This is a genomic window from Micromonospora tarapacensis (genome assembly GCF_019697375.1).
In the GTDB taxonomy this organism is placed as follows: domain Bacteria; phylum Actinomycetota; class Actinomycetes; order Mycobacteriales; family Micromonosporaceae; genus Micromonospora; species Micromonospora tarapacensis.
Map to the genome: position 1 here is coordinate 820,798 of NZ_JAHCDI010000003.1, position 26,997 is coordinate 847,794.

Genomic DNA, 26,997 nt, shown 5'->3' on the forward strand with positions numbered 1-26,997 from the left:
CGTCAATCCGCGCCTGACGGCACCGTGCCGAGCCGCCCGGGTTTGCCGTTGCCCCGCCTGGGAGAAGGTACGGGGGCATGGCTGACAGGTGGTATTCGGAGGCGGTCGTGTACTGCCTCGACATTGACACGTACGCGGACTCCGACGGCGACGGGGTCGGCGACATCCGGGGCCTGATCGGCCGACTGGACTATCTCGCCCGGCTGGGCGTGACCTGCCTCTGGCTGCACCCCATCCACCCGTCGCCCAACGACGACGACGGGTACGACGTGACCGACTTCTACAACGTCGACCCCCGTTTCGGCACTCTCGGCGACTTCGCCGAGCTGCTGCACCAGGCACGCAACCGGGGCATCCGCGTGATCATCGATCTGGTGGTCAACCACACCTCCGACCAGCACCCCTGGTTCGTCTCCGCCCGCTCGTCACCCGACTCGCCGTACCGCGACTGGTACGTCTGGTCCGACCACGAGCCGGCCGACCGCCACCAGGGCATGGTCTTCCCCGGTGAACAGCACGAGACGTGGACCTACGACCGCACCGCGAAGGCCTGGTACTACCACCGCTTCTACCGGTTCCAGCCGGACCTCAACACCACCAACCCGGCGGTACGCGCCGAGATCCAGAAGATCATGTCGTTCTGGATCCAGCTCGGGGTGGCCGGCTTCCGGATGGACGCGGTGCCGTTCATCATCGAGCGGACCGAGCCGGGCGACCCGAACCCGGAACTGGACTTCGAGTTCCTCACCGAGCTGCGCCAGCACGTGCAGTGGCGACGCGGCGACGCCGTACTGCTCGCCGAGGCGAACGTGGAGCCGGACGAACTACCCGCCTTCTTCGGCGATCGGGGCGGCTCGGCGAACCGGCTGCACATGCTCTTCGACTTCATGCTCAACGGCCGGCTGATGCTGGCCCTGGCCCGGCAGGACCCGGAGCCGGTGATCGAGGCGCTGCGGGACACCCCGGCCTTGCCGGTGGGCGGGCAGTGGGCCACCTTCCTGCGCAACCACGACGAGATCGACCTGTCCCGGCTCACCACCGAACAGCGCAACCAGGTGTACGAGCAGTTCGGCCCCGAGGAGGACATGCGCATCTACGACCGGGGCATCCGCCGCCGGTTGGCGCCGATGCTGAACAACGACCGGCGGCGCGTCGAGCTGGCGTACTCCCTGCAGTTCTCGCTGCGGGGCACGCCGGTGCTGCGCTACGGCGAGGAGATCGGCATGGGGGAGGACCTGTCGCTGCCGGGGCGGGAGGCGATCCGTACCCCGATGCAGTGGTCACACCAGCCCAATGCCGGCTTCTCCACCGCGGAGCCGGAGAAACTGGTCCGCCCGGTCATCGACAAGGGAGAGTTCGCCTACGACAAGGTGAACGTCACCCTCCAGCGCCGGGACCGCACCTCGCTGCTGGCCTGGTTCGAGCGGATGATCCGTACGCTGCGGGAGGCCCCGGAGATCGGCTCCGGCTCGACCACCCACATCGACGTGCCGATGCCCCCGGGAGTGCTGGCGCACCGGGCCGACGGGCCGACCGGGACGATGGTCTTCCTGCACAACCTCGGCACCACCGACGCCGAGGTGGACCTCAGCCAGCTCCAGCCCGAGGCGGACCTGCCCGTCGACGTGCTCGCCGACCGCAACTACGACGACGTCGGCAAGCTCGACAAGCTCAAGGTGGCCGGCTACGGCTACCGCTGGATCCGGCTCTGCCGCTCCTGGTCCTCCTGCGCAGGCCGGGGCGTGGGTTAGGCTCCTGCCGTCGAGCAGAGTTACCGGGAGGTAGGCATGGCGGACGGGCAACGGGTCGCGATCGTGACCGGGGCGGCGCGGGGGATCGGGGCGGCCACCGCCCGGCGGTTGGCCGCAGACGGCCTGGCCGTGGCCGTGGTCGACATCGAGGAGTCGGCGACCAAGGAGACCGTGGACGCGATCGCGGCGGCCGGGGGCCGGGCGCTCGGCGTCGGCGCGGACGTGGCCGACCGGGCCCAGGTGGAGGCGGCCGTCGAACGGGTCGCCGCCGAGCTGGGCGCGCCGAACGTGCTGGTCAACAACGCCGGAGTGCTCCGCGACAACCTGCTGTTCAAGATGACCGACGCCGACTGGGACACGGTCATGGGCGTGCATCTGCGGGGGGCCTTCCTGTTCAGCCAGGCGGCGCAGAAGCACATGGTCGAGGCGAAGTGGGGCCGGATCGTCAACCTCTCCAGCACCTCCGCGCTGGGCAACCGGGGCCAGGCCAACTACTCCGCCGCCAAGGCCGGGATGCAGGGTTTCACCAAGACCCTCGCCATCGAGTTGGGCCCGTTCGGGGTGACCGTCAACGCGGTCGCGCCCGGGTTCATCGTCACCGACATGACCGCGGCCACCGCCGCCCGAATGAAGGTGGACTTCGAGGCGATGCAGAAGCACGCCGAGTCGGAGATCCCGGTCCGCCGGGTGGGCCGGCCCGACGATGTGGCGCACACCATCTCGTTCCTGGCCAGCGAAGGAGCTTCGTTCGTGTCCGGTCAGGTCGTCTACGTCGCCGGCGGGCCCAGGGACTGACCGGTCTCGTTCAGCGGGCCCCCTCCTGCGCACCGGATGTCAGGAGGGGGCCCCTTCCACGTGTCGGCGGGTGTGCCGGAGCCAGGCGAGGCCGAGGATCGGCAACACCAGCGGGATGTAGCCGTAGCCGCTGCCGAGGCCGGACCAGACCGTCTCGTCGGGGAAGAGGTCCGGGCGGGCCAGACTGAAGACGCCGACACCGACGACGCCGACCAGTTCCAGCGCGCAGCAGGCCAGGGCGACCCGGCGGCCCGCGTGACCGGCCCGCGCCAGACCGGCCGCGGCCACGACGTAGACCACCGCGGCGAGCGCGGAGAGCAGGTACGCCAATGGCGCCTCGTCGAACCTGGTGGCGATCTGGAGGGCGGCGCGGCTGCTGGCGGCGATGGCGAAGAGCAGGTAGACCGCGATCAGCAGCCGTCCCGGGCCGGCGTTGGTCCGAGGTCGGGCGGCGCCCAGCTCAGCCACCGAGCACCTGCCAGGTCTGCTGAAGCCGGACCACCACCACCGGCGTCACCAGGCACACCGCGCACACGATCGCCGACCCCCACCGGGTCGGTTCCATCCGGGCCAGCACCGCCGCCAGCGGCGGCAGACAGACCAGCGTGACCAGGTAGCCGAGGAACGCCCCCGGCTCGCCGGGCCGCTCGCCCGCGCCGAGCGCCACGCCGGCCACCACCGCCAGTGCGAGCAGCAGCAACTCCAGCACGGCCAGCCCGATCAACTGCATCCGGTCCGGCGGCCGGTGGCGCAGCGCGGCCACCAGCGCCCACCCGGCGACCAGCAGCGACAGCACGACGGCGGCGACGGCCAGCGCCCCGTCGGCCGGAGAGCCGCTGGTGGCCGCGGCGGTGGCCACCTGGTCCGCCCCGGTGCTCGTTCCGATCACCGGCCCACTCTACTAACCCCCGTAGTAAGAGCGAGCGCCGTGTCGGCCCGGTCGTGTCACGGCGGACGCCGGGCGCGGGCGGTCGCGGGAGACTAGCGTGATCGCTGTCGCGGGTCAGCCGTGGCCAGGCGGGGACGGCGGAGGTACGGAATGCGGTTCGGGTTGTTCGGCACCGGGCACTGGGCGGCGGAGACGCATGCGGCGGCGCTCGAGGCGCACCCGAGAACGGAGCTGGTCGGCGTGTGGGGCCGCAACCCCGACAAGGCCGCCGCGCTGGCCACCCGCTACGGGGTACCGGCGTTCGCGGCGGTCGACTCGCTGATCGAGGCGTGCGACGCCGTTGCCGTCGCACTTCCGCCCGACATCCAGGCGGACATCGCCGTCCGGGCCGCCACCGCCGGGCGGCATCTGCTGCTGGACAAGCCGCTCGCGTTGACCGTGGCCGACGCCGACCGGGTGGTCGAGGCGGCCACGGGCGCGCAGGTGGCGTCGGTGGTCTTCTTCACCGGCCGATACCAACCGGACGTCGCCGGCTTCATCGCCGCGACCGCCGCGGCCGGCGGCTGGCACACCGCCAAGGTGATCCGGTTCGCCTCGATCTTCCAGCCCGGCAGCCCGTACGCGCAGTCACCGTGGCGTCGGGAGCACGGCGCGCTGTGGGACGTCGGCCCGCACGCGCTGGCCGTGCTGCTGCCGGTGCTCGGCCGGGTGGCCCGGGTGGCCGCCACCGACGGTACCGGTGGCCTGGTGCACCTGCTGCTCAGCCATGCCGACGGTGCCACCAGCACGGTTTCGCTGACCCTGGACGCACCGCCCCGCTCGGTCGCCGCGGAGTTCGTCTTCTACGGCGAGAGCGGCATCGAGCGACTCCCCGACGGGGGCGCGAGCCCGGCGACGGCTTTCGGGGTGGCGATCGACCAGTTGCTGGCCGAGGTCGACGCCGGCACCCGCGACCACCGCTGCGACGTGCGCTTCGGCCGCGAGGTGGTGGCCGTTCTCGCCGCCGCCGAGACCGCCCGCGCGCAGGGCACGGTGATCGACGTACCGGCCTGAGTGCGGGCCGGCAAACCCGGCAGGTCGCTGCGTTTGCCCGTCGGGGTGCCGGGTAGCCGCGGGCATGCTGGTACAGCGGCTCGGCGCGCCGAGCGACCTCGATCCGTTGCTGGAGCGTGTCCGGGACGCGCGGGTGGTGATGATCGGGGAGGCGACGCACGGCACCTACGACTACTACCGGGTCCGGGAGCAACTCACCCGCCGCCTGATCGCCGAGTGCGGCTTCTCCTTCGTGGCCGTGGAGGGCGACTGGCCGGACTGCGACCGGGTGCACCGCTCGGTGACCGGTGCGCCTGGTGGACCGGCCGAGCCCCAGGCCGCCCTGGAGCGCTTCGAGCGGTGGCCCACCTGGATGTGGGCCAACGCCGAGGTGGCCCGCTTCTGCCGGTGGCTGCGCGCCTGGAACATGGAGCGGGCGGAGCCGTCCCGGGTCGGGTTCCACGGCCTCGACGTCTACAGCCTCTGGGAGTCGATGCAGGCGATCTTCGACTATCTCGGCGAGGAGGATCCGGCGTCGCTGGAGGCCGCGCAGGACGCGTACCGGTGCTTCGAACCGTACGGCAAGCGGGTCGAGGAGTACGGCGTGGCCAGCCGGTTCGTCTCCGCCCGCTGCGAGCAGGAGGTGATCCGGCTGCTGGCGCGCACCCGGGAACACGCCGCCACCGACGGGCCGGGTGCCTTCGCGGCCTGGCAGAACGCGGAGGTGGTGGCCGGCGCCGAGCGCTACTACCGGGAGATGGTCGCCGGAGGACCGGGGTCGTGGAACATCCGGGACCGGCACATGACCGACACGCTGGACCGGCTGCTCGACCGCTACGGTCCCGAGGCCCGGGGCGTGGTCTGGGCGCACAACACGCACGTCGGCGATGCGCGGGCGACCGACATGGCCGTCGACGGGTTGGTGAACATCGGCCAGCTGGCCCGGGAGCGCTACGGCGCCGAGCAGGTGGCGCTGATCGGCTTCGGCAGCTGGCGTGGCACGGTGATCGCCGCGCCGCGCTGGGGTTCGCCCGCCGAGGCGATGGTGGTGCCACCGGCCCGCGCCGGCTCGCTGGAGGACCGGCTGCACGAGCTGATGCCGGAGCGGGCGGTGCTGGTCTTCGGCGGGCCGGACCAGCCGGGTTGGGTCACCGACACCCTCGATCACCGGGCGATCGGTGTGGTGTACGACCCGTCGTTCGAGGCTTGGGGCAACTACGTGCCGACCCGGCTGGGGCAACGCTACGACGCCCTCATCTGGTGCGACGAGACCACCGCGCTGCACCCGCTGCCCGCGCTGGCCAGTCCGGGCGAGATGGAGACGTACCCGGCCGGCGTCTGAACCGATGCCGTCGGGCCCCCGCCGATCTCGGCGGGGGCCCGACGGCGTGCCGATCAGGCGTCGGCGGTGACCTTCTCGTCGAGGTGGGCGCGCAACTTCTCGCCCTCGATGTCGACGTTGGGCAGGGCCCGGTCCAGCCAGCGGGGCAGCCACCAGGCCACCTTGCCGAGCAGTGACATCACCGCCGGGACGATGGTCATCCGGACCACGAAGGCGTCGATCGCCACGCCGATGGCGAGCGCGAAGCCCATCGACTTGATCACCGGATCGTCGAGGAAGATGAAGCCGCCGAAGACCGAGGTCATGATCAGCGCGGCGGCGGTGACCACCCGGGCACCGTGCCCCATCCCGTTGATGGTGGCCTGCTGGGCGGTGTCGCCGTGGACGAAGTCCTCCCGCATCCGGGAGACCAGGAAGACCTCGTAGTCCATCGCCAGACCGAACAGGATGCCGATCAGCAGGATCGGCAGGAAGCTGATCAGCGGGCCCGGGGTGTCCAGGCCGAGCAGGTCGGCGAGGTGACCCTGCTGGAACACCGCGACCGTGACACCGAAGGTGGCGGCGACGGTGAGCAGGAAGCCCAGGGCCGCCTTGACCGGCACCAGCAGCGAGCGGAACACCAGCATGAGCAGCAGGATCGACAGGCCGACCACCAGCGCCAGGTAGACCGGCAGCGCATCGGAGAGCTTCTCCGAGATGTCGATGCCGATCGCGGTCATGCCGGTGAGCAGCACGTCCGCGCCCTGGATGCCGTCGACGGCGGCGCGGATGTCGTGCACCATCGTCTCGGTGGCCGGGTCGGTCGGGCCGGTCTGTGGGATTACCCCGAGCAGCGCTGTCCGGCCGTCCGGACTGAGCTGCGGCGGCGACACGGCGAGCACGTTCTCCGTCCGCTGGACCAGGGCGGTCACCTGCGGGACGGCCGCGGCGGTGGCCTGGGCGTCGTCACCGGCCACCACCACCGCGAGGCGGCCGGTGAAGCCCGGTCCGAAGCCCTCGGTGATCAGGTCGTTGGAGACCCGTTCGGCGGATCCGGCCGGCGCGGTGCCGGCATCCGGGAGGGCGAGACGCATGTCCGGTGCGGGCAGCGCGAGCAGCCCCAGGCCGAGCACGCCGACCAGGATCACCGGGATCCGGAAGCGGGTGAGAAGCCGGGCCCAGCGGAATCCGAACGTCGAACGGTCCTCACCGGTGACGGGGGCGGTCTCCGGCGCCGCGCGATGGTTCGTCACGTCGCTCTGCTGGGCGGCGCCGTCCTGGGCCGCGCCGGCCGGTGACACCGACGAGCGTAGCCGGCGGGGCAGCGCCCGGCGGCCGGCGAAACCGAGCAGGGCCGGCTGGAGGGTGATCGCCACCAGTACCGCGACGGTCACCGTGCCGGCGGCGGCCAGACCCATCACGGTCAGGAACGGGATGTTCACCACCGCCAGGCCGGCCAGGGCGATGACCACCGTGGCGCCGGCGAAGACCACCGCCGAGCCGGCGGTGCCGACCGCGCGGCCCACCGCCTCGTCGGGCGGCAGGCCGTCGAGCAGGTTCTGGCGGTACCGCGAGGTGATGAAGAGCGAGTAGTCGATGCCGACGGCGAGGCCGAGCATCAGTGCGAGGATCGGCGCGGTGCTGGTCAGCTCGACCGCGCCGCTGAGGGTGAAGAGCCCGGCCATCCCGACGCCGACGCCGATCAGCGCGTTGAGCATGGTCATGCCCGCCGCCACCAGCGAGCCGAAGGTGATCACCAGGACGACGAGGGCCACCGCGACGCCGATCGCCTCGGTGGAACCGATCTCGGGTTCGGTGTTGAGCACCTCGCCGCCGGGCGCCACCTGCCAGCCCTGCGCCTCGGCCTCGGCGCCGACCTCCTCGTACGCCTCCCGCTGCTCGTCGGTCACCTGGTCGGCGCCGCCACCGAACTGCACCTGGATCAGCGCGTACTGGCCGTCGGGGGACACCGCGCCGGACTGGAACGGGTCGACGGCGCCGACCACGCCGGGCACGGTCGCGGCCTCCGCGGTGATCGCCTGGATCACCTCCTGCCCCTCGGGTGCACCGAGTTGGCCTGCCGACGGCGCCTTGACCGCGATGGTGCCGGTGGCACCGGCGGCGGCCGGGAACTGTTCGTCGAGCAGGTCCAGCGCGTGCTGCGACTCGGTGCCGGGCATGGTGAAGTTGCTGGCCGTCGGGCCGCGCAGGGTCGCGGCGGCCAGACCGAGCCCGACGAGTACGACGAGCCAGATCGCGGCGACGAGTCGCCGTCGGCGCATCGAGCCCCGGCCAAGCCGGTAGAGCAGGGTCGCCATGAGGTCCTTTCCCTCGTTCGATGGATGGTGGGACGGGTCAGTGGGTGGGTTCGAGCCCTCGTCGCAGCAGCGCGAGCAGCGCGTCGCCGAGATCCTCGTCGGGTACGTCGGCGAACTCGCCGCAGGTCTCGGCGATGCCGGCGAGCAGGACCAGGGCGCTGATCCGGGCCGAGGGCCGCTGGGGACGGCCGGCGAGGGCGTCGATGAGCCGCTCGGAGATCCGTTGGATGTGCGCGAAACCCGGTCGTTGCAGCAGCTTCGGAAACTCGCCGCGGAGCAGGGCGATCTCGCTGCGGAACCGGACGGCGAGGTCGACGAAGCCCTCGGCGGCGGCCCGCTGCGCCGAAGCCGGGTCGGGCTGGGCGGCGATCCGGTCGTCGAGCGACCGCAGTACACCGATCGCCGGGGCCATCAGCTCGGTGAGGATGGCCTCCTTGTTGGCGAAGTGGTAGAGCACCGCCGCCTTGGAACAGCCCACCTCGCCGGCGATGTCCTGCAACGACGTCCCCCGGTAGCCGGTGGCGGCGAAGCGTCTCGCCGCGGCGGCCAGGATGTCGCCGTGTGTCTGCGCGGTGGAGCGGACCATGGCCCCCAGCATGCCTGACCGATCGGTCAGAGCTGACCGATCGGTCAGATCAGTGGCCTTCACCACAGTCGGTGAGGCGATCCTGCCGGGCCCGGCATGGTGCGGCGGGCAGCCTGTCGAGCTGAGAGCGCAGCCGGATCAGCCCTGTGTTCCCGTTGACCACCGGGTGCCCGGCCGGGATGGTGATCGGGTGACTGGAGCTGACGAGAGCCGGGACGGGGTGGCGCTGACCAACCTCGACCAGACGCTGTTCGACGGGTCGGAGGCGACCAAGCGCGACCTGGTCGACTACCTCGACGCGGTGGCCGGACGGATCGTCCCGCAGCTGAGCGGTCGCCCGCTGTCGGTGGTCCGGGTGCGTCCGGGCCAGCCACCGTTCATGCAGAAGAACCTGCCGCGTTACACCCCGGAGTGGGTACGCCGGGTGCCGATCTGGGCCGAGGCTTCCCGCCGGGAGATCTCGTACGCGCTCTGCGACGACCGTCGGACCCTGCTCTGGTTCGCCAACCAGCGGGCGGTCGAATACCACCCGACCCTGGCCACGATCGACGAGCTGAGCCGCCCCACCCACCTGGTGCTCGACCTCGACCCGCCGGGGGACGGCGGCTTCGCCCCGGGGTGGCCGCCGCGCTGCTGGTCCGGCAGGCCCTCGCGGACGCCGGGCTGGCGGGCGCGGTGAAGACCAGCGGCGCCAAGGGGTGCACGTCTTCGTCCCGGTCGCTGCCGGCCCCGACGCCGAGGAGTTGGCCGCGGCCACCCGGGCCCTCGCCGCCCGGGCGGAGCGCCTCGACCCGGCGCTGGCGACCACCGCGTTCATCCGCGAGGATCGGGACGGGAAGGTCTACGTCGACCCCACCCGCAGCGGCGGTGCGACCGTCGTGTCGGTCTACAGTCCACGGCTGCGACCCGGCGTGCCGGTCTCCTTTCCGGTGCCCTGGGAGGACCTGGAGTCGGTGACGCCGGCCGACTTCACCATCCGGACGGCCGCTGCGCTGCTGACGGACCGGGATCCGTGGGCGGAGCTGATGCCGCGCCCGCAGCACCTCCCGGCCGACCTGGTCGAGGAGGGCCGGGCCATCCCGGTGCCCCGGGTGCAGGCCATGCACGAGGGTCGCCGCCGGGCCCGCGCCCGGCGCGCCGCCGGCGACTGAGTACGCGGCGACGCCCGCGCCCCGACACCGTCCCGGGCCAGCCGCCGCGCCGGTCGTGGCCCTGTCCCCGGCCCCGGTCGGCGACGTGCGTCGACGGTCCCCGGTCGTGCCGACACTGCATCCCAGGACGACGGCCGTGTCCTCCAGGCTCAGACCCAGGTAGTGCCGGAGCACCACGGCGGTCCGCTGGCGGGCGGGCACGGCGCGCAGCGCCGCCTTGATCCGCAGCCGCTCGTCGGTCACGCCGTTCGGGGTCGTGCATCGGGACATCCGGCAGGGCGTCGCCGGCCGACCGTTCCCGACGCCAGGGCCTCCGGGTCTCGTCGATGGCGGCCCGGTACACCATGGTCTTGGCGTACAGGTCCGGCCGGTCCAGCCTGCGCCAGCGCGGATAGAGCTTGACCAGCGTGTTGGCCACGGCATCCTCCGCCGCGTGCCAGTCACCGCAAGTCATGTAGGCCAGCTTTCGTAGCGACGCCATCTGGGACGTCACGAACTCTCGGAACCCTTGCTCGTCCGCGGCTTTCAATCGGCCCGCCTCCTCTTGACGGAGGTAGAACGGCGGCGACGAGACCAGAGGCTGCACGGCGAATCGAATTGGTCGCCCGATGGCGGTGCGACATGGCTCGACCGGGACGGCGGAATCGGGGCTCGCGCGATCGTGTCCACGGGACAGGGCTCGGCCTGCGATGGCGGGGGCGCCGGCGCACCGAACCACGCATCGCAGCCCGGACGCGCCGCCGTGCCTGGTGGGATCTGCCGAGAACCTGCCGTTCGGCGATCAGTCCTTCGACACGGCGATGGCTGTTGCGCCATTCATCATTGACGGAACCCGGTTGCCGGTTTCGACGCAGCAGAGCTTGGCCTTCGCCTGCTGATCGCCTGAAACCGCTGGGAAAACCCCGCTGCCCGAAGCCGTCTGCTCCAAGCCCAGCTCACACCGTCGACACGTCGGGGCGAGGGCGACCCTGAACGCCGTCTGTCCAGGTCAGGGAGGGTCGCGAGGGTATGAACCGGACGCGCCTGTTGGAGCAGTAGGAGTGCCCCCGGCAGGATTCGAACCTGCGCCCCCGCCTCCGGAGGGCGGTGCTCTATCCCCTGAGCTACGGGGGCTCAGCGACTGGAGAAGACTAGCAAACCGCGTACCCGATCGCCGAATTGGTATCGGTGGGTCGTCGTCCCCGGTCGCTGACGATCAACGGCGGCGGTCAGGCGGCCTGGGCGCGTCCGCAGCTGGGCAGCGGGTGCGGCACGATGCGCCGGGGGAGCCGGCGCGGCCATTCGTTGCGGGCCCAGGAGCCGTCCACGATGAGGTGGACGGTGCGCTGCTCGGCGCCGCTGAGCCGGAGCACGAAGTCGCGGGACAGCGGCGGATCCACCGACGGCGTGGTGACCATGAAGCGGACCCGCCCCCGCGAGGAGACCGCCGAGATCACGTCGGCCGCGGGCATGGTGCCGCGCAGCCTGACCTGACCGATCCAGTAGACCTCGGCCAGATGCTCCTGGGCGGCCCGGGTGATCGCCGGGTACTCGCTGCGTACCCACCGTTCGACCGCGCCGACGCAGAGCCCGCAGGCCCGCTCCCGGGGCTCCCGGGGGCCCAACCCCCAGGCCCGCAGGTACGTCCCGACCACTCCCGGGTCCAGCGTCAGCCCGAAGTGCTGCTGGATGAGGGCGTGCAGACTCTGTCGCGTCCACAGCTCCTCGTCCAGGCCGAACGCGTCTGGGTGGACGCCCCGGAGCGTGTCGATCAGCTCCAGTTCCTGTTCGCGACTGAGCGTTCCCGGCTCGCCCTGTCGCTGTCCGCGACGGACGGCTGCCACCGTCCCGTCACCGCCGATGGTGTGGCGCCGGCACCAGCTGGTGACCGAACGCCGCGCGTCTCTGAGTGCAACCCCCACGTCCGGGACAACGAGTGCACTTCCCTTCAAGTAACCCCTAGAGGGAAAATCGGTCGTATGCCATCAAGGCGTGACGGAGCCCATGAACTCGGTCGTGAATTCCGCGCCGGTACGTCGACGCCGCCCCGCTCGACGAGCGGGGCGGCGTCAACGTACGCGGAGTGGCTCAGCCGTTGGCCAGCTCCAGCTTGCGCAACTCGTTGATCTCCTTCTGCTGCGCCTGTTTCGACGCCTGGGCCAGCCGGACCACCTCGGGCCGGTCGGAGACCTTGAGCAGGCCGTCGGCCATGTGGACGCCGCCCAGGTGATGGTCGATCATCAGCCGGATGAAGAGGCGGTCGACCTCGGCACCCTGCGCCTCGTGCAGCTGGGTGATCTCCTCACGGGTCGCCATGCCGGGCATCAGCCCGTCCTGGTCCACCCGCACGCCGTCGGGCATCCACTCCATGGCCGGTCGGGAGCCGGTGGGCAGCAGTTCCCACTCCTGCAACCAGCGCTGCATGTGACCGATCTGGGCCTGCTGGGTCAGGGCCATGTCGTACCCGATCTGCCGGATCGCCGGATCCTGCCCCTTGGCGTAGGCGAGCATGGCCATCTCCACCGCCTGGGCGTGGTGGCGGGACATGTCCCGGGCGAAGCCGGCCTCGGCCGACTCCTCACCCGGGGTGCGGTCGGTGGTGAGCGTGGCCGCCGTCCAGCCCGCGCCGAGCAGCAGCAGGGCGGTCAGGGCCAGCGTCAGGTAGCGCAGCGTCCGGACCGACCGGCCGGGTCGCGCCGGATCCGTCCGCTCCGCAGGCCGGGCCTCCTGGACCGCGCTGGACATGTCAGCCACCCGTCGGCGGCGCGAGTTCGCGCGGCTCGGTGCCGGTGCCGGTGGTGTAGTTGCCGGAGGAGCAGGGCACGCCCGGCTCCATCGAGGCGTTCTGGGCCAGGGTGGTGGTGAACTGCTCGATCCGCGGGTCGTCGGCGCTGTCGACCTTGAGCTGGTAGCCCCACGCCTGGACCGAGACCGCCGCGTCCAGACCCTCGTACGGGCTCATCAGCATGAAGTCGTTGTTGCGGATCAGGCCGGCCAGCCGCTCCACGTCGGCCGCGGGCAGATCGGGGCGGTAGGTGAGCCAGACGGCGCCGTGCTCCATGCTGTGCACCGCGTGCTCGGCGGCGATCGGCGCGTCGTAGACGTCGCCGAGGCAGCGCTGCCAGGCGTTGTTGTGGGCGCCACCGACCGGCGGGGTGTATTTGTACTCGATCGGGCCGGACTGGTGCGACTCGTAGCTGATGCCTTCCGGGTCGGTCTCCCGGTAGTTGACGATGCCGTCGATCTCCGCTGCCTTGTCCTCCCAGGACTGGCTCCCCTTGAAGGTCGCCCAGGCGCCGAACCCGATGATCGCCGTGGCGAGCACGCCCACCGCGACGAACATCGCGATCGGCCCCCAGGGCCGGCCCTGGCTGACCTTGACCGGAGTGATCGGCTTGCGCGGCCCCTTGCCGCCGCCCGCCCGCTGAGGCCTGCCGGACCCGGCCTTGGCGGCCGTCGGCTTGGCGTCGGCGGCCGGCCGACCCGCCGCCGGCTTCTTGCCGGTGCTGACCACGGTCGGGCGGCGCTGCGGGCCGCCCGGGGTGCTGATGCTCATCGGTCCTCGTCAGGTCGGTCGGTCAGGGGCTCTGGCGGGCCGGGTTCGGATGCTGGGTCGCCGCCGCGGGGACCGAGTCTACCCCCGATAACATGGGTCGGTGACTCCCGCAGAACTCGCCGCCGCCGTCCTCGTCGCCGCTCACGCCGTCTTCGCCGAACGAGGGCTGGACCGCTCCGCGCTGCCGGGGCACACGACGGTCGAGCGCCCCCGCAACCCCGAGCACGGCGACTATGCCGTCACGCTGGCCCTTCAGCTGAGCAAGAAGGTCGGTCTGCCGCCGCGTGAGCTGGCCGCCGCGCTGGCCGCCCAGCTCGGCGGCGCGGCGGGGATCAAGTCGGTGGAGATCGCGGGGCCGGGCTTCCTCAACATCCGGCTCGACGCCGCCGCCGCCGGCGAGCTCGCCCGCTCGATCGTCGAGGCCGGCGCGGAGTACGGCCGCGGTGACCGGCTCGCCGGCCTGAAGATCAATCTGGAGTTCGTCTCGGCCAACCCGACCGGCCCCGTGCACATCGGCGGGGTCCGCTGGGCAGCCGTCGGTGACGCGCTGAGCCGCCTGCTGCGCACCACCGGCGCGGACGTCGGCACCGAGTACTACTTCAACGACGCCGGTTCACAGATCGACCGGTTCGCCCGCTCGCTGCTCGCCGCCGCCCGGGGGGAGCCGGCGCCGGAGGACGGCTACGGCGGGGCGTACGTCGCCGAGATCGCCGAGCAGGTGACCGCCCGGCGGCCCGAGGTGCTGACCCTGGACGACGCCGCCGCCCAGGAGGTCTTCCGGGTCGAGGGCGTCGCGCTGATGTTCGAGGAGATCAAGTCCTCGTTGCGCGACTTCGGGGTCGAGTTCGACACCTACTTCAACGAAAAGGACCTGCACGACCGGGGCGAGCTGGAGCACGCCCTGACCCGGCTGCGCGAGCAGGGCCACGTCTTCGACTCCGACGGGGCCACCTGGCTGCGGACCACCGACTTCGGCGACGACAAGGACCGGGTGCTGCGCAAGTCCAACGGCGAGTGGACATACTTCGCCGCGGACTGCGCGTACTACCTGGACAAGCGGGAGCGCGGCTTCGACCGGGTCGTGATCATGCTGGGCGCGGACCACCACGGCTACGTGGGTCGGATGAAGGCGATGGCGGCCTGCTTCGGCGACGACCCCGAGCGCACCCTGGAGATCCTCATCGGCCAGCTGGTCAACCTGGTCCGCGACGGCGTGCCGGTGCGGATGAGCAAGCGGGCCGGCACCGTGGTCACCCTGGAGGACCTGGTCGACGCCATCGGCGTGGACGCCGCCCGGTACGCGCTGGCCCGCTACTCCAGCGACTCGCCGATCGACATCGACATCGAGCTGTGGACCCGGGCCACCCGGGACAACCCGGTCTACTACGTGCAGTACGTGGCCGCCCGGACGGCCAGCGTCGGGCGCAACGCGGCCGAGGTCGGCCTGACCCGGGGCGACGCGGGGTCGTTCCGGCCCGAGTTGCTCGACCACGACAAGGAGAACGAGCTGCTCAAGGCGCTCGCCGAGTTCCCCGCCGTGGTGGCCGCCGCCGCGGAACTGCGCGAACCGCACCGGGTGGCCCGCTACCTGGAGGACCTGGCCGGTGCGTACCACCGCTTCTACGACAACTGCCGGATCCTCCCGCGGGGCGACGAGAACGTCACCGACCTGCACCGCGCCCGGCTCTGGCTCAACGACGCCACCCGGGTGGTCATCGCCAACGGCCTGCGCCTGCTCGGCGTCTCCGCCCCGGAGAGGATGTAGTCATGCGGGCTCACGAGGCGGGTGCGCTGCACGGCGACATCGGCAACCGGGGGCCGGCCTGGCTGCGGGCCCCGGCCGACGTCAACGCCCTGGTGCCGCAGCTGTGGCCGCGCAACACCAGGCGTGACGACGACGGCGGGCTGACCGTCGCGGGCCTGGCCGTCCGCGACATCGCCGCCGAGTTCGGCAGCCCGGTGTACGTGCTCGACGAGGACGACCTGCGCTCCCGCTGCCGGGACTTCCGGGCGGCCTTCCCGGCCGAGGACGTCTACTACGCCGGGAAGGCGTTCCTCTGCCGGGCCGTGGTGCGGATGATCGCCGAGGAGGGCATGTTCCTCGACGTGTGCAGCGGCGGCGAGCTGGCCGTCGCGCTGGCCGGCGGGATGTCGCCGGAGCGGATCGGCTTCCACGGCAACAACAAGTCGGTGGCGGAGCTGAGCCGGGCGTTGGAGGTCGGGGTCGGGCGGATCATCGTCGACTCGTTCGCCGAGATCGAACGGCTGACCGAGCTGGCCCGCGAGCGCGGTCTGCGGCCCCGGGTGCTGATCCGGGTCACGGTCGGCGTGGAGGCGCACACCCACGAGTTCATCGCCACCGCCCACGAGGACCAGAAGTTCGGATTCTCGCTGGCCGGTGGGGCGGCCATCGCCGCCGCGCTGCGCATCCTCGACGAGGACGTGCTGGAGCTGCGCGGGCTGCACTCGCACATCGGCTCGCAGATCTTCGACACCAGCGGGTTCGAGGTCTCCGCCCGCCGGGTGCTCGCCCTACAGGCGCAGATCCGCGACGCGCGCGGGGTCGAGCTGCCCGAGCTGGACCTGGGCGGGGGCTTCGGCATCGCGTACACCACGCAGGACGACCCCGCGCCGCCGGACGACCTGGCCAAGCGGCTGCGCAAGATCGTGGACGCCGAGTGCGCGGCGGAGCGGCTGGCCGTGCCGCACCTCTCGATCGAACCGGGCCGGGCGATCGTCGGTCCGGCCGTGTTCACCCTGTACGAGGTGGGCACGGTCAAGGACGTCGACGGCATCCGGACGTACGTCAGCGTCGACGGCGGGATGAGCGACAACATCCGTACCGCGCTGTACGACGCCTGGTACTCGGCGACTCTGGCCTCCCGGGCGAGCGCCGCCGAGCCGATGCTCGCCCGCGTGGTGGGAAAGCACTGTGAGTCCGGGGACATCGTGGTGAAGGATGAATTCCTGCCCGCCGACGTGCAGCCCGGAGATCTTGTCGCGGTGCCCGGCACGGGTGCCTACTGCCGCAGCATGGCCAGCAACTACAACCACATACCCCGACCCCCGGTGGTGGCGGTACGTGACGGTCGGGCCCGGCTGATCGTTCGACGGGAGACCGAAGAGGACCTGCTCGCTTTGGATGTGGGATGACGTCACCTGTGCGCCTCGCCCTGCTCGGCTGCGGCACCGTCGGTGCCGAGGTGGTCCGGCTGCTGCACGATCAGTCGGCGGACCTCGCCGCCCGGATCGGTGCCCCGCTGGAGATCGCCGGCATCGCCGTACGCCGGAGCGGGCGGGACCGCGGCGACCTGCCCGTCGATCCGGGCCTGTTCACCACCGACGCACTCGGGCTGATCAAGCGGGACGACGTCGACGTGGTGGTCGAGGTGGTCGGCGGGATCGAGCCGGCGCGCGGCTGGCTGGTGGAGGCGTTGCGGGCCGGCAAGAGCGTGGTCACCGCCAACAAGGCACTGCTCGCCGAGGACGGCGGCGCGTTGCACGACGCCGCGGTCGAGGGCGGTGGTGACCTGTATTACGAGGCGTCCGTCGCGGGGGCCATCCCGCTGCTGCGCCCGCTGCGTGAGTCGCTGCACGGCGACCGGATCAACCGGGTGACCGGCATCGTCAACGGCACCACCAACTTCATCCTCTCCGCCATGCACGCCACTGGCGCCGGTTTCGCCGAGGCGCTGGAGGAGGCGACCGAGCTGGGGTATGCCGAGGCCGATCCGACCGCCGACGTGGAGGGCTTCGACGCGGCCGCCAAGGCCGCCATCCTCGCCTCGCTCGCCTTCCACACCCGGGTCGGCGCGGCCGACGTGCACCGGGAGGGCATCACCGAGGTGACCGCCGCCGACGTGGCCAGCGCGAAGGCGATGGGCTGCACGATCAAACTGCTCTGCATCGCCGCCCGGGGCACCGACGGGCAGGGCCGGGAGGCGGTCAGCGTCCGGGTGCACCCGGCGATGATCCCGCTGACCCACCCGCTGGCCAGCGTCGGCGACGCGTTCAACGCGGTCTTCGTCGAGGCGGAGGCGGCCGGGCAGCTGATGTTCTACGGGCGCGGCGCCGGCGGTGCGCCCACCGCCAGTGCGGTGCTCGGTGACGTGGTGGCGGTGGCCCGCAACCGGCTCGCCGGGGTCCGCACGGCGAGTGAGTCCGCCTACGCCGACCTGCCGGCCCGGCCGATGGGTGAGGCGCTCACCCGTTACCACATCAGCCTGGACGTGGCCGATCGTCCCGGCGTGCTGGAATCGGTGGCCGGGGTGTTCGCCCGGCACGACGTCTCGATCGCCACCGTGCGCCAGGTGCCGGCCGGCGGCGTCCCGGGTGGGGCCGGTGACGCGGTGCTGGTCATCGTCACCCATGTGGCGCCGGACGCGGCGCTCGCGGCGACCGTCCGGGAACTGCGCGGCCTGGACATCGTCCGGTCCGTGGCGAGCGTGTTGCGGGTCGAGGGCGACTCGTGAGCGAGCGGAGAATTCGCAGAGGCGAGGAGAGCGGCATGTGGCGCGGTCTGATCGACGCCTACCGGGAGCGGCTGCCGGTCAGCGACGCCACGCCCGTGGTCACGCTGCACGAGGGAAACACGCCGCTGCTGCCCGCGCCGGTGCTGGCCGCCCGGCTCGGCTGCGACGTGTACCTGAAGGTGGAGGGGGCGAACCCGACCGGCTCGTTCAAGGACCGGGGCATGACGATGGCCGTCTCCAAGGCGATCGAGGCCGGCAACAAGGCCATCATCTGCGCCTCCACCGGCAACACCAGCGCCTCCGCCGCCGCGTACGCGGCCCGCGCCGGGGTGACCTGCGCGGTGCTGGTGCCGCAGGGCAAGATCGCGTTGGGCAAGCTGGCCCAGGCGCTGGTGCACGGCGCCAAGTTGCTCCAGGTCAACGGCAACTTCGACGACTGCCTGGCGTTGGCGGCCAAGCTCGCCCAGGACTATCCGGTGGCGCTGGTCAACTCGGTCAACATCGACCGGTTGCACGGTCAGAAGACCGCGGCCTTCGAGATCGTCGAGGCACTCGGCGACGCGCCCGACATCCACTGCCTGCCGGTCGGTAACGCCGGCAACATCTCCGCCTACTGGATGGGCTACGGCGAGGACCTCGACGCCGGCAACGCCACCCGCACGCCGAAGATGTACGGCTTCCAGGCGGCCGGCGCCGCGCCGATCGTGACCGGGCAGGTGGTGGCCGAGCCGTCCACCATCGCCACCGCCATCCGGATCGGCAACCCGGCGAGCTGGACGAAGGCCCTGGACGCGCGGGACGCCTCCGGCGGCCTGATCGAGGCGGTTTCCGACCGGGAGATCCTGGCGGCGTACCGGCTGCTGGCCAGGGAGGTGGGCGTCTTCGTGGAGCTGGGCAGTGCGGCAAGCGTCGCCGGTCTGCTCCAGCAGGCCGCCGCCGGTCGGGTGCCGACCGGCGCCACGGTGGTCTGCACGGTCACCGGGCACGGTCTGAAGGACCCGGAGTGGGCCATCTCCACCGCACCCGTCCCGGTCACCATCGCCAACGACCCGTTGGCTGCGGCTCGCTCCCTCGACCTCGCCTAAGAGAGACCGCCAGTCCTGTTGCCGGTCTCTCCAAGTCGGCGGGGCGGGTCAGCGGCGGGGGGCGACGGCACCGGCCACGGTGCGGGTGACCAGCCCGAGTACCTCCTGGCGCGACACGTCGTGCTCGGCCAGGTAGCTCCAGCCCGCGTAGAGCTGTGCCCAGAGCACCGACTGCACCCAGGTCGAGGGGAGCGCCGGGTCGATGCTGCCGTCGGCGTGGCCCCGGGCGACCAGGCTGTGGAAGTCGTCGTCGCAGACCTGCGTGGCCCAGGCCGGGTCGGCGACCAGTTGCGGATCGGCGAAGATCAGCGAGAGCAGGTCGCCCAGGTCGAAGTATTCGGCGCAGAGCCGGTGCAGGGCCTCGGCGCCACTGCCGGAGCCCAGGCGCGCTCGGGTGGTGGCCCGGTCCAGCCGGGCGACGCCCTCGGCGACCACGCCGGCCAGCAGGTCCGACCGCTCGGCGAAGTAGCGGTGCAGGGTGGTGCGGCCGACGTTGGCGGCGGTGGCGATCTCGCCCAGGCTGGCCGCCGGGTTGCGGCTCAGCACCTCGATCGCCGCCTGCAGGATGGCCTGCCGGGTCCGGGCCCGGCTGCCGCTCTCCTCGGGCTGCTGCTCGGCCTGGTGGCCAACGCGGCCGGGCTGGCCACCCCGCTGGTGACCAAATGGGTGCTGGACACTCTCGGCACCGGCGGCTCGCTGGCCCGCCCGGTGGCCGTGCTGCTGACCCTCGTCGTTGTCGGCGCCGCCATCACGCTCTGGCAGTGGATGCTGATGGGAGGCGTCGCCGAGCGGGTGGTGCTCGAGGCGCGGGCCGGGGTCATCCGGCACTACTTCGCGGCCCGGATCGATCAGCTGACCCGCCGGCCCGGCGGTGAACTGGTCACCCGGGCCACCTCCGACCCGGGGCTGCTGCACCAGGCCTCCGGTAGCCTCGTCGGGCTGATCAACGGCGCGGTGGCACTGGTTGGAACGCTGGTGCTGATGGGCACGCTGGACGTGGTGCTGCTGGGCATAACCCTGGTCGCGGTGGTCGCCGTGGCGGTGCTGATGGGGCTGCTGTTGCCGTCGATCGGTCGGGCCCAGGAGGCTGCGCAGGAGTCGGTGGGACGCCTCGGTGGGGCGCTTGAGGGTTCGCTGCGCGCCATCCGGACGGTCAAGGCCAGCCGAGCCGAGCAGCGGCAGGCAACCCTGATCACCACTCACGCCGAGGACTCGGCGCGGCACGGCATTCACGCCGCCCGGCGCGCCGCGTCGGTCTGGACCATCTCCTGGACCGGCATCCAGCTCGCCGTGATCGTCATTCTCGGGTTCGGCGCCGCCCGCGCCGAGCGGGGCCTGATCGAGGTCTCCACGCTGATCGCCTTCCTGCTCTACGCCTTCCAGCTGATGGGCCCGATCAGCGAGCTGACCCAGAACATGACCGCCATGCAGGCCGGCATCGCGGCGGCCGGCCGGCTGCGGGAGATCGAGGCCATCGCGGTCGAGCCCGGCGGGACGCCGGCCGCCACCGTGCCGGCTGGGCATGCCGGGCTGGCTGGGCATGCCGGGCGGCCTGAGCCGCCGCGTGCCGGTGCCGCCGTGCTGGCCTTCCGGGGGGTCACCGCGCGGTACGCCCCGGGGGTACCACCCGCGGTACGCGACATCGACCTGGAGATTCCCCGGGTCGGCCACACCGCGATCGTCGGTCCCTCCGGCGCGGGCAAGACCACCCTCTTCTCCCTGCTGCTGCGCTTCCTCGAACCGGAGCAGGGCCGGGTGCTGCTGGACGGCCGGCCCTATCCGGACCACAGCCCCGGCGAGATCCGGGGCCGGCTGGCCTACGTCGAGCAGGAGGCGCCGGTCGTACCAGGCACCATCGGGGACAACCTGCGGTTCACCCATCCGGACGCCACCGACTCCGAACTGTGGGCCGCGCTGCGCGCTGTCGACCTGCACGACAGGGTCGGTGCGCTGGACCTCGGCCTGGACACGCCGCTGACCGCCACCACCGTCTCCGGCGGTGAGCGGCAGCGCATCGCGCTGGCCCGGGCCGTGCTGCGTACCCCGGACGTGCTGCTGCTCGACGAGGCGACCTCGCAGGTCGACGGGCTGACCGAGGCGGCGATCGCCCGGTGTGTCCGGCAACGGGCCGCCTCGGGGGCGGTGGTGACCATCGCCCACCGGCTGTCCACTGTGCTCGACGCCGACCAGATCGTGGTGATGGACCGCGGCGGGATACGGGCCGTCGGAGACCACGCGACCCTGCTGCACGGCGATGAGCTGTACCGGGACCTGGTGGCGTCGCTGCGCATCGGCACCAGCGGGACCGCGCCCGCCCCGGAGGTCGGCGGACGGACCGGGTCGGGCACACTGCTCGTACCCCTCGACCGCCTCCCCCAGGAGTGAGCTACGCCAATGTCGCTGCTCGCCAGATTCAGCCTCGCCAACCGGGGGCTGGTAGCCCTCATCGCGGTGGTGACAACGGCGTTGGGTGCGTACGCCGTGCCGTCGCTGAAGCAGCAACTTCTACCGTCATTGGAGTTCCCCGCCGCGTTCATCGTGGCCCCCTATCCCGGCGCCGCACCGGAGGTCGTCGAGTCGCAGGTGACCGAGCCGATCGAGAACAGCCTGCGCGGCATCGGCGGCCTCGACACCGTGATCTCGACCTCCCGGGAGGGCCTGACCACCGTCCAGGTGCAGTACGAGTTCGGTACCGACCTGGACGACGTGGTCAGCCAGATGCAGAGCGCGCTGAACCGCGCCCCGTTGCCCGACGGCGTCGACCCGCAGGTGATCGCGGGCAGCACCGACGACCTGCCGGCCGTGGTGCTGGCCGCGACCGGCGGCGGCGACGAGCGGACGCTCGCCGGGAAGCTGCGCGACACCGTGCTGCCGGAGTTGGAGGCGATCGAGGGTGTCCGCGCCGCCGAGCTGACGGGGGTGCGGGACGACCTCGTGGTGATCACGCCGGATCCGGTCGAGCTGGCCAAGGCCAAGGTCCAGCCGGCGGCGATCGGCGCCGCCCTGAAGGCCAACGGGGTGACGGTGCCGGCCGGTGCCGTGCTGGACGGTGACCGCACGCTGCCGGTGCAGGTGGGCGCCCCGCTGACCACGCTGGACGACCTGCGCGGGATCGTCGTCGCCCCGCCCGCCGGCAAGGCCGGCCCGGTCCGCCTCGGCGACGTCGCCGAGGTCTCCGAGCAGCTCGCGCCGGCCACCGCGATCACCCGCACCAACGGTCGGGAGAGCCTGGGGATCGCGGTCACCGCCGATCCGGACGGCAACGCGGTGGAGATCTCGCACGCGGTCGCGGACCGCCTCGCCGACCTGCGGGCCGCGGCCGGGGCCGAGCTGACCGTCGTGCTCGACCAGGCACCGTTCGTGGAGAAGTCCATCGAGACGCTGAGCACCGAGGGCCTGCTCGGCCTGATCATGGCCGTGCTGGTCATCCTGGTGTTCCTGCTGTCGGTGCGCTCGACGGTCGTCACCGCGGTCTCCATTCCCCTGTCGGTGGTGGTGGCGCTGATCGCCCTCTGGATCGGTGACTACTCGCTCAACCTGCTCACCCTCGGCGCGTTGACGGTCGCGGTCGGCCGGGTGGTGGACGACTCGATCGTCGTGCTGGAGAACATCAAGCGTCACCTGACGTACGGCGGGCCGAAGCGGGAGGCGATCCTCACGGCCGTCCGTGAGGTGGCCGGCGCGGTCACCGCCTCCACGCTGACCACGGTGGCCGTCTTCGCCCCGATCGCGCTGGTCGGGGGCTTCGTCGGTCAGCTGTTCGCGCCGTTCGCGATCACGGTCACCGTGGCGCTGCTCGCCTCGTTGCTGGTGTCGCTGACGGTGGTTCCGGTGCTCGCGTACTGGTTCCTCAAGCCGGTGACCGGCGCGGTCGACGGGGCGGCGGTCCGCCGGGCCGCCGAGGAGCGTGAGCTGCGCAGCCCGTTGCAGCGGGCGTACCTGCCGGTCATCCGGTTCGCCACCGGGCGGCGGGCGTACCGCTGGGCGACCCTGGCGGCGGGCCTGCTGGTGCTGCTCGGCACCTTCGGGCTGGCCCGTCAACTGGAGACGAACTTCCTGGACGACTCCGGCCAGGACACCCTCAACGTCCGGCAGGAGTTGCCGGTGGGCACCGGCCTGGCCGGTACCGACGCCGCCGCCCGCCGGGTCGAGGCGGTGCTGGCGACGACTCCCGGCGTGGAGTCGTACCAGGTCACCGCCGGTGGTGGGGACAACCCGTGGGCCGGCGGCGCGGGCAACAACGTGGCCGACTACGCGCTGCGCCTCGGCGAGGAGACCGACGCCAAGGCGATGCGCGGCGTACTGCGGGAGCGGTTCGCGGCGCTGGGCCGGGACGCGGGTGAGATCACCTTCCCGGCCGGCCAGGGCGGGGCGTCCGCCAACGAGCTGGCGGTGGTGGTCCGGGCCGCCGACCAGGAGGCGCTGGCCGCCGCCGCGCAGCAGGCCGAGGTCGCGCTGGCCGGCATCGGTGGCGTCGAGGACGTCTCGACGACCCTTGCCGACCAGGCGCCGCGCGTCGACGTGACCGTCGACCGGGAGGCCGCCAGCCGGGCCGGGCTCACCGAGGCCGCGGTCGGCCAGCTGGTGGCACAGGCGTTCCGCGGTACGCCGCTGGGCCAGGTGAACCTCGACGACGGTACCCGGGACGTGGTGCTGCGGCTGTCGACGACGCCACCGGGGACGGTGGAGGAACTGCGGGCGTTGCCGGTCGGCCCGATGAAGCTGGACGACATCGCCGACGTCACGGAGACCACGGGGCCGCAACAGGTGCGGCGGATCGACGGCGAACGCAGCGTCTCGGTCACCGGCACGGTCACCGGCTCCGACCTGGGTGCGATCAGCACCGAGCTACAGGGCCGGCTCGATGCGATCGACGTGCCGGGTGCCACGCTCACCCTGGGCGGCGTCAGCGCCGAGCAGCGGGAGACCTTCGCCGACCTGGGCCTGGCCGTGCTGGCGGCGATCGCGATCGTGTTCCTGATCATGATGGCGACGTTCCGCAGCGTGATCCAGGCGCTGATCCTGCTGATCTCCATCCCGTTCGCGGCCACCGGCGCGGTCGCCCTGCTGCTCGTCAGCGGCACCGCGCTGAGCGTGCCGGCGCTGATCGGGGTGCTCATGCTGGTCGGCATCGTGGTGACCAACGCGATCGTGCTGCTGGATCTGGTCAATCAGTACCGTGCCCAGGGGAGGGGTGTCCGGGACGCGGTGGTCGAGGGCGGGCGGCACCGGTTGCGGCCGATCCTGATGACCGCGATCGCCACCATCTTCGCGCTGACGCCGATGGCCTTCGGGCTCACCGGCGAGGGCGGTTTCATCTCCCGCCCGCTGGCGATCGTGGTGATCGGTGGGCTGCTCACCTCCACCCTGCTCACACTGGTCCTGGTGCCCACGCTGTACGCCATGGTGGAGGACACGAAGGAGTCGGTGCGGGCCTGGCGCCGCAGCCGCTCCGGCGCCGGTGACGAGCGGCCCGACGTCGACGTGCCCGGTTCGGGTGACGCCGGGCCCGGCACGGCCGCGCGGCTTCGGGTGGGTGCGGCGACGACCGGCGAAAGCCGGCCGCAGAGCCAGCCGGTCCCGGCGGCGCCCTCCGGTGCCCTGATCGAGAGCACCGACCAGTTCGAGGTGCTCCGGCTGCCCAAGGGCCGCAAGTCACCGTTCCCGTCGGGCGAGTAACCGGCGATGCCCGGCGGGCCGGCCTCGGCTCGCCGGGCATCGCCGTCGGGTCGGTGTCCGCGCTCCGACTCAACCACTGACAGTGGCCGGGTATGGTCCGCTGAGTGGCGTCCACCCTCTCGGTCCTCACCGGCAACCGAAACTTTCGGAACCTCTTTCTGGCCGAATTGGTGGTCTTCGGCGCCGACTGGTTCGTCATGGTTCCGTTGCTCGTCCTGCTGCCGAAGCTGACCGGCAGCGGGGTGTGGGGCGCCCTGGTGCTCGCCGTGGACACCGGCATCGTGGCGCTGCTGCTGCCGTACACCGGCACCATCGCCGACCGGTTCGACCGTCGTAAGATCATGATTGCCGCGAACGTCGCCGCGCTGGTCGGCGTCCTGCTGCTGCTCGGCGTGCGCGGCGCCGGCACGGCCTGGCTGGCGATGCTCGGCATCGGTGTGGTCGCGGTGGCCAAGGCGTTCTACTCCCCGGCGGCACAGGCCGCCCTGCCGAACGTGCTCGACCCGGACGAACTTGCCGCCGGCAACGCGGTGGCCGGGTCGGCCTGGGGCACGATGACGGTCGTCGGCGCGTCGCTCGGCGGCGTGCTCAGTGCCGCCGCCGGGCCGTACGTCTGCTTCTGGGTCGGTGCGGTCGGCCTGGTGGTGGCCGCGGGCCTGGCCACGCTCATCCGCCGGCCGCTGCAGGCCCCGCGGGAGCGTGGGGTGGCGGCACCGCAGACCTGGGCGGCCATCCGCGAGGCGTTGGGCTACATCGGGCACCGCCCGCGGGTGCTGGCGCTGGTGACGGTCAAGTCGGCGGTGGGGCTCGGCAACGGCGTGCTGACCGTCTTCCCACTGCTCGCCGGGGTGTACGGCGTCGGTGCGCTCGGTGCCGGCCTGCTGTTCGCCGTACGGGGCGCCGGCGCGCTGGTCGGTCCGATCCTGATGCGCCGGGTGTTGACCAACCGCGCCTGGCTGCTGCCCGGCCTGGCACTGTCCATGTCGGCGTACGGGCTGGCCTACCTCGGCACGTCGGTGGTGGCCTGGTTCCCGCTGGTGCTCGCCCTGGTCTTCGTGGCGCACTTCGCCGGCGGCAGCAACTGGGTGATGTCGAACTTCGCGTTGCAGGGCGAGGTGCCGGACCGGCTGCGCGGCCGGGTCTTCGCCACCGACATGATGCTGGCCACCCTGGCGATCTCGGTCAGCCAACTCGTGGTGGCGGCGGTGGTGGACGTGGTGGACGAACGGGTCGTGCTGGCCGGCTGCGGCCTGGTCACCCTGACCTACGCGATCGGTTGGCGGGTCGCCACCCGCCAACTCTCGCTCGACACACCGGCCGGCACACCGCAGGACACCGCGGTGTCGTAGCCGGCCGGATCGCCGCTACGGCGGCGTCCCAGGAGACGGACGATGGCCCGCCCCCGGGGCTCCGGGGCCCTAGCATGGGCGCGTGCCGACCACTTTCGCCGCCGGTCCGGTCCGGGTCCGGGTTCCCGCCACGAGTGCGAACCTGGGGCCCGGCTTCGACGCGCTGGGGCTCGCCCTCGCGCTCTACGACGACGTGGCCGCCGAGGTGACGGCGGGCGGCGTGACGGTGTCGGTGACCGGTGAGGGCGCCGGCGACCTGCCGGTCGACGAGGGGCACCTGGTGGTACGCGCGATGCGGGCGGCCTTCGACGAGCTTGGCGGGCAGCCGTCGGGGCTGGTGGTGGAGTGCGTGAACCGCATCCCGCAGGCGCGTGGGCTCGGCTCCTCCTCGGCGGCGATCGTCGCCGGCGTGCTGCTGGCCCGGGCGCTGGTCGATGGTGGGGAAGACCGGTTCGACGAGGTCGCCGTGTTGCGGCTGGCGGCGCGGATCGAGGGCCATCCGGACAATGTCGCGCCCTGCCTGCTCGGCGGCTGCACCGTGGCCTGGACGGAACCCTCCGGTGCGCGGGCGGTGTCGTTGCCGGTCGCCGACGCCGTACGTCCGACCGTCCTGGTCCCCGCGGAGCGTGGGTTGACGGCCTCGGCGCGGGCGGCGCTGCCGGCGACCGTGCCGCACGGTGACGCCGCGGTCAACGCCGGCCGGGCGGCGCTGCTGGTGCACGCGTTGACCACGCAGCCGGCGTTGCTGCTGCCGGCCACCGTCGACCGGCTGCACCAGGACTATCGCGCGTCCTCGATGCCGGGCACGGCAGCCCTGGTCAAGGGGTTGCGTGCGGCCGGTGTGGCCGCCGTGGTCAGTGGGGCGGGCCCGACCGTGCTCGCCCTGTCCGAGCTGCCGGAAGGTTTCGACCCGGGAACAGAATGGCAACTGCTGCGGTTGCCGGTAGACGTGCGCGGCGCACAGGTCGGGCGGGGTAGACTCGGACACGCGGAGCGGGACCCTGTTGCCGCAGGTCGGAAGAGTTGATTACGCT

General features: G+C 72.3%; 21 protein-coding genes, 1 tRNA gene and 3 pseudogenes. 13 read left to right on the forward strand and 12 right to left on the reverse strand.

What is annotated here, in order from left to right:
- Positions 1 to 77 precede the first annotated feature (77 nt).
- Complete coding sequence (locus tag KIF24_RS04740) at positions 78 to 1,751, forward strand: alpha-amylase family protein (RefSeq protein ID WP_221082903.1); 1,674 nt, start codon at positions 78 to 80, stop codon at positions 1,749 to 1,751.
- A gap of 36 nt (positions 1,752 to 1,787) precedes the next feature.
- Positions 1,788 to 2,546, forward strand: coding sequence for a 3-oxoacyl-ACP reductase FabG (gene fabG / locus KIF24_RS04745; protein WP_221082904.1), 759 nt, complete (start codon positions 1,788 to 1,790; stop codon positions 2,544 to 2,546).
- A gap of 39 nt (positions 2,547 to 2,585) precedes the next feature.
- On the opposite strand, the gene KIF24_RS04750 is transcribed toward fabG, so the two are convergent.
- Together KIF24_RS04750 and KIF24_RS04755 are read right to left on the reverse strand one after the other, a co-directional pair.
- Positions 2,586 to 3,014, reverse strand: coding sequence for a hypothetical protein (locus KIF24_RS04750; RefSeq protein ID WP_221082905.1), 429 nt, complete (start codon positions 3,012 to 3,014; stop codon positions 2,586 to 2,588).
- Positions 3,007 to 3,360 carry a hypothetical protein gene (locus KIF24_RS04755; RefSeq protein WP_230415213.1) on the reverse strand — a complete coding sequence of 118 codons (354 nt, stop codon included), beginning with the start codon at positions 3,358 to 3,360 and terminating at the stop codon, positions 3,007 to 3,009. The genes KIF24_RS04750 and KIF24_RS04755 overlap by 8 nt, the downstream gene beginning before the upstream one ends.
- A gap of 225 nt (positions 3,361 to 3,585) precedes the next feature.
- Here KIF24_RS04755 and KIF24_RS04760 point away from each other — a divergent pair, with 225 nt between their 5' ends.
- Both KIF24_RS04760 and KIF24_RS04765 read left to right on the forward strand, forming a co-directional pair.
- Positions 3,586 to 4,488 carry a Gfo/Idh/MocA family protein gene (locus KIF24_RS04760; protein ID WP_221082906.1) on the forward strand — a complete coding sequence of 301 codons (903 nt, stop codon included), beginning with the start codon at positions 3,586 to 3,588 and terminating at the stop codon, positions 4,486 to 4,488.
- Positions 4,489 to 4,552: 64 nt separating this feature from the next.
- On the forward strand, positions 4,553 to 5,809 hold the full coding sequence (locus tag KIF24_RS04765) for an erythromycin esterase family protein (protein WP_221082907.1): 1,257 nt from the start codon (positions 4,553 to 4,555) through the stop codon (positions 5,807 to 5,809).
- Positions 5,810 to 5,862: 53 nt separating this feature from the next.
- Here KIF24_RS04765 and KIF24_RS04770 read toward each other — a convergent pair whose 3' ends face one another.
- Together KIF24_RS04770 and KIF24_RS04775 are read right to left on the reverse strand one after the other, a co-directional pair.
- On the reverse strand, positions 5,863 to 8,106 hold the full coding sequence (locus KIF24_RS04770; protein ID WP_221082908.1) for an MMPL family transporter: 2,244 nt from the start codon (positions 8,104 to 8,106) through the stop codon (positions 5,863 to 5,865).
- A 37-nt stretch (positions 8,107 to 8,143) separates the two neighbouring features.
- Positions 8,144 to 8,692: a TetR/AcrR family transcriptional regulator gene (locus tag KIF24_RS04775; RefSeq protein WP_221082909.1), complete on the reverse strand. Its 549-nt coding sequence runs from the start codon at positions 8,690 to 8,692 to the stop codon at positions 8,144 to 8,146.
- A gap of 190 nt (positions 8,693 to 8,882) precedes the next feature.
- On the opposite strand from KIF24_RS04775, the pseudogene KIF24_RS04780 reads away from it, so the two are divergent.
- Positions 8,883 to 9,843: pseudogene (locus tag KIF24_RS04780) on the forward strand (DNA polymerase domain-containing protein).
- A 162-nt stretch (positions 9,844 to 10,005) separates the two neighbouring features.
- On the opposite strand, the pseudogene KIF24_RS34925 reads toward KIF24_RS04780, so the two are convergent.
- From KIF24_RS34925 to KIF24_RS04810, 7 genes and pseudogenes are all read right to left on the reverse strand, one after another.
- Positions 10,006 to 10,113 (reverse strand): annotated as a pseudogene (locus KIF24_RS34925) (hypothetical protein); the annotation flags it as partial.
- A gap of 91 nt (positions 10,114 to 10,204) precedes the next feature.
- A pseudogene (locus tag KIF24_RS32195) lies at positions 10,205 to 10,324 on the reverse strand (SigE family RNA polymerase sigma factor); the annotation flags it as partial.
- Positions 10,325 to 10,624: 300 nt separating this feature from the next.
- Positions 10,625 to 10,771 (reverse strand): hypothetical protein, encoded by a 147-nt coding sequence (locus tag KIF24_RS34930; RefSeq protein WP_221082910.1) that lies wholly within the window; start codon positions 10,769 to 10,771, stop codon positions 10,625 to 10,627.
- 113 nt (positions 10,772 to 10,884) lie between these two features.
- Positions 10,885 to 10,956: transfer RNA gene (locus KIF24_RS04795), tRNA-Arg, on the reverse strand.
- Between the two features lie 95 nt (positions 10,957 to 11,051).
- Positions 11,052 to 11,744: a winged helix-turn-helix domain-containing protein gene (locus KIF24_RS04800; RefSeq protein ID WP_221082911.1), complete on the reverse strand. Its 693-nt coding sequence runs from the start codon at positions 11,742 to 11,744 to the stop codon at positions 11,052 to 11,054.
- Between the two features lie 166 nt (positions 11,745 to 11,910).
- Positions 11,911 to 12,567 carry a DUF305 domain-containing protein gene (locus KIF24_RS04805; RefSeq protein WP_221082912.1) on the reverse strand — a complete coding sequence of 219 codons (657 nt, stop codon included), beginning with the start codon at positions 12,565 to 12,567 and terminating at the stop codon, positions 11,911 to 11,913.
- Position 12,568: 1 nt separating this feature from the next.
- Positions 12,569 to 13,378, reverse strand: a complete 810-nt coding sequence (locus KIF24_RS04810; RefSeq protein ID WP_221082913.1) for a DUF3105 domain-containing protein — start codon at positions 13,376 to 13,378, stop codon at positions 12,569 to 12,571.
- Between the two features lie 100 nt (positions 13,379 to 13,478).
- On the opposite strand from KIF24_RS04810, the gene argS reads away from it, so the two are divergent.
- From argS to thrC, 4 genes are read left to right on the forward strand one after another with little or no spacing between them, the layout of a single operon-like run.
- The gene (gene argS, locus KIF24_RS04815) at positions 13,479 to 15,143 is read left to right on the forward strand and encodes an arginine--tRNA ligase (RefSeq protein WP_221082914.1); all 1,665 of its coding nucleotides are present in this window, start codon (positions 13,479 to 13,481) and stop codon (positions 15,141 to 15,143) included.
- Positions 15,144 to 15,145: 2 nt separating this feature from the next.
- Complete coding sequence (lysA, locus tag KIF24_RS04820) at positions 15,146 to 16,531, forward strand: diaminopimelate decarboxylase (protein ID WP_221082915.1); 1,386 nt, start codon at positions 15,146 to 15,148, stop codon at positions 16,529 to 16,531.
- An 8-nt stretch (positions 16,532 to 16,539) separates the two neighbouring features.
- Positions 16,540 to 17,850 carry a homoserine dehydrogenase gene (locus KIF24_RS04825; protein WP_221083182.1) on the forward strand — a complete coding sequence of 437 codons (1,311 nt, stop codon included), beginning with the start codon at positions 16,540 to 16,542 and terminating at the stop codon, positions 17,848 to 17,850.
- A gap of 35 nt (positions 17,851 to 17,885) precedes the next feature.
- A complete protein-coding gene (gene thrC / locus KIF24_RS04830) occupies positions 17,886 to 18,935 on the forward strand; it encodes a threonine synthase (protein ID WP_221082916.1) in 1,050 nt (349 codons plus the stop codon).
- Positions 18,936 to 18,983: 48 nt separating this feature from the next.
- On the opposite strand, the gene KIF24_RS04835 is transcribed toward thrC, so the two are convergent.
- Complete coding sequence (locus KIF24_RS04835) at positions 18,984 to 19,502, reverse strand: TetR/AcrR family transcriptional regulator (protein ID WP_221083184.1); 519 nt, start codon at positions 19,500 to 19,502, stop codon at positions 18,984 to 18,986.
- Between the two features lie 54 nt (positions 19,503 to 19,556).
- Between KIF24_RS04835 and KIF24_RS04840 the strand changes: the two genes are divergently transcribed.
- From KIF24_RS04840 to thrB, 4 genes are all read left to right on the forward strand, one after another.
- Positions 19,557 to 21,320 carry an ABC transporter ATP-binding protein gene (locus KIF24_RS04840; RefSeq protein ID WP_331461006.1) on the forward strand — a complete coding sequence of 588 codons (1,764 nt, stop codon included), beginning with the start codon at positions 19,557 to 19,559 and terminating at the stop codon, positions 21,318 to 21,320.
- A gap of 9 nt (positions 21,321 to 21,329) precedes the next feature.
- The gene (locus KIF24_RS04845) at positions 21,330 to 24,614 is read left to right on the forward strand and encodes an efflux RND transporter permease subunit (protein WP_221082917.1); all 3,285 of its coding nucleotides are present in this window, start codon (positions 21,330 to 21,332) and stop codon (positions 24,612 to 24,614) included.
- A gap of 104 nt (positions 24,615 to 24,718) precedes the next feature.
- Entirely contained in the window at positions 24,719 to 25,963 is a 1,245-nt protein-coding gene (locus KIF24_RS04850; RefSeq protein ID WP_221082918.1) for an MFS transporter, read from the forward strand.
- Between the two features lie 82 nt (positions 25,964 to 26,045).
- Complete coding sequence (gene thrB / locus KIF24_RS04855; RefSeq protein WP_221082919.1) at positions 26,046 to 26,990, forward strand: homoserine kinase; 945 nt, start codon at positions 26,046 to 26,048, stop codon at positions 26,988 to 26,990.
- The last annotated feature ends 7 nt before the right edge of the window (positions 26,991 to 26,997 follow it).

What these genes read in the sequence shown, in the direction of transcription:
- KIF24_RS04760 (WP_221082906.1), top strand. Translation starts at nt 3,586, where the DNA reads ATGCGGTTCGGGTTGTTCGGCACCGGGCACTGGGCGGCGGAGACGCAT.
- KIF24_RS04740 (WP_221082903.1), top strand. Translation starts at nt 78, where the DNA reads ATGGCTGACAGGTGGTATTCGGAGGCGGTCGTGTACTGCCTCGACATT.
- KIF24_RS04775 (WP_221082909.1), bottom strand. Translation starts at nt 8,692, where the DNA reads ATGGTCCGCTCCACCGCGCAGACACACGGCGACATCCTGGCCGCCGCG.
- KIF24_RS04770 (WP_221082908.1), bottom strand. Translation starts at nt 8,106, where the DNA reads ATGGCGACCCTGCTCTACCGGCTTGGCCGGGGCTCGATGCGCCGACGG.
- KIF24_RS04765 (WP_221082907.1), top strand. Translation starts at nt 4,553, where the DNA reads ATGCTGGTACAGCGGCTCGGCGCGCCGAGCGACCTCGATCCGTTGCTG.
- fabG (WP_221082904.1), top strand. Translation starts at nt 1,788, where the DNA reads ATGGCGGACGGGCAACGGGTCGCGATCGTGACCGGGGCGGCGCGGGGG.
- KIF24_RS04810 (WP_221082913.1), bottom strand. Translation starts at nt 13,378, where the DNA reads ATGAGCATCAGCACCCCGGGCGGCCCGCAGCGCCGCCCGACCGTGGTC.
- KIF24_RS04845 (WP_221082917.1), top strand. Translation starts at nt 21,330, where the DNA reads ATGTCGCTGCTCGCCAGATTCAGCCTCGCCAACCGGGGGCTGGTAGCC.
- KIF24_RS04805 (WP_221082912.1), bottom strand. Translation starts at nt 12,567, where the DNA reads ATGTCCAGCGCGGTCCAGGAGGCCCGGCCTGCGGAGCGGACGGATCCG.
- lysA (WP_221082915.1), top strand. Translation starts at nt 15,146, where the DNA reads ATGCGGGCTCACGAGGCGGGTGCGCTGCACGGCGACATCGGCAACCGG.
- thrC (WP_221082916.1), top strand. Translation starts at nt 17,886, where the DNA reads ATGTGGCGCGGTCTGATCGACGCCTACCGGGAGCGGCTGCCGGTCAGC.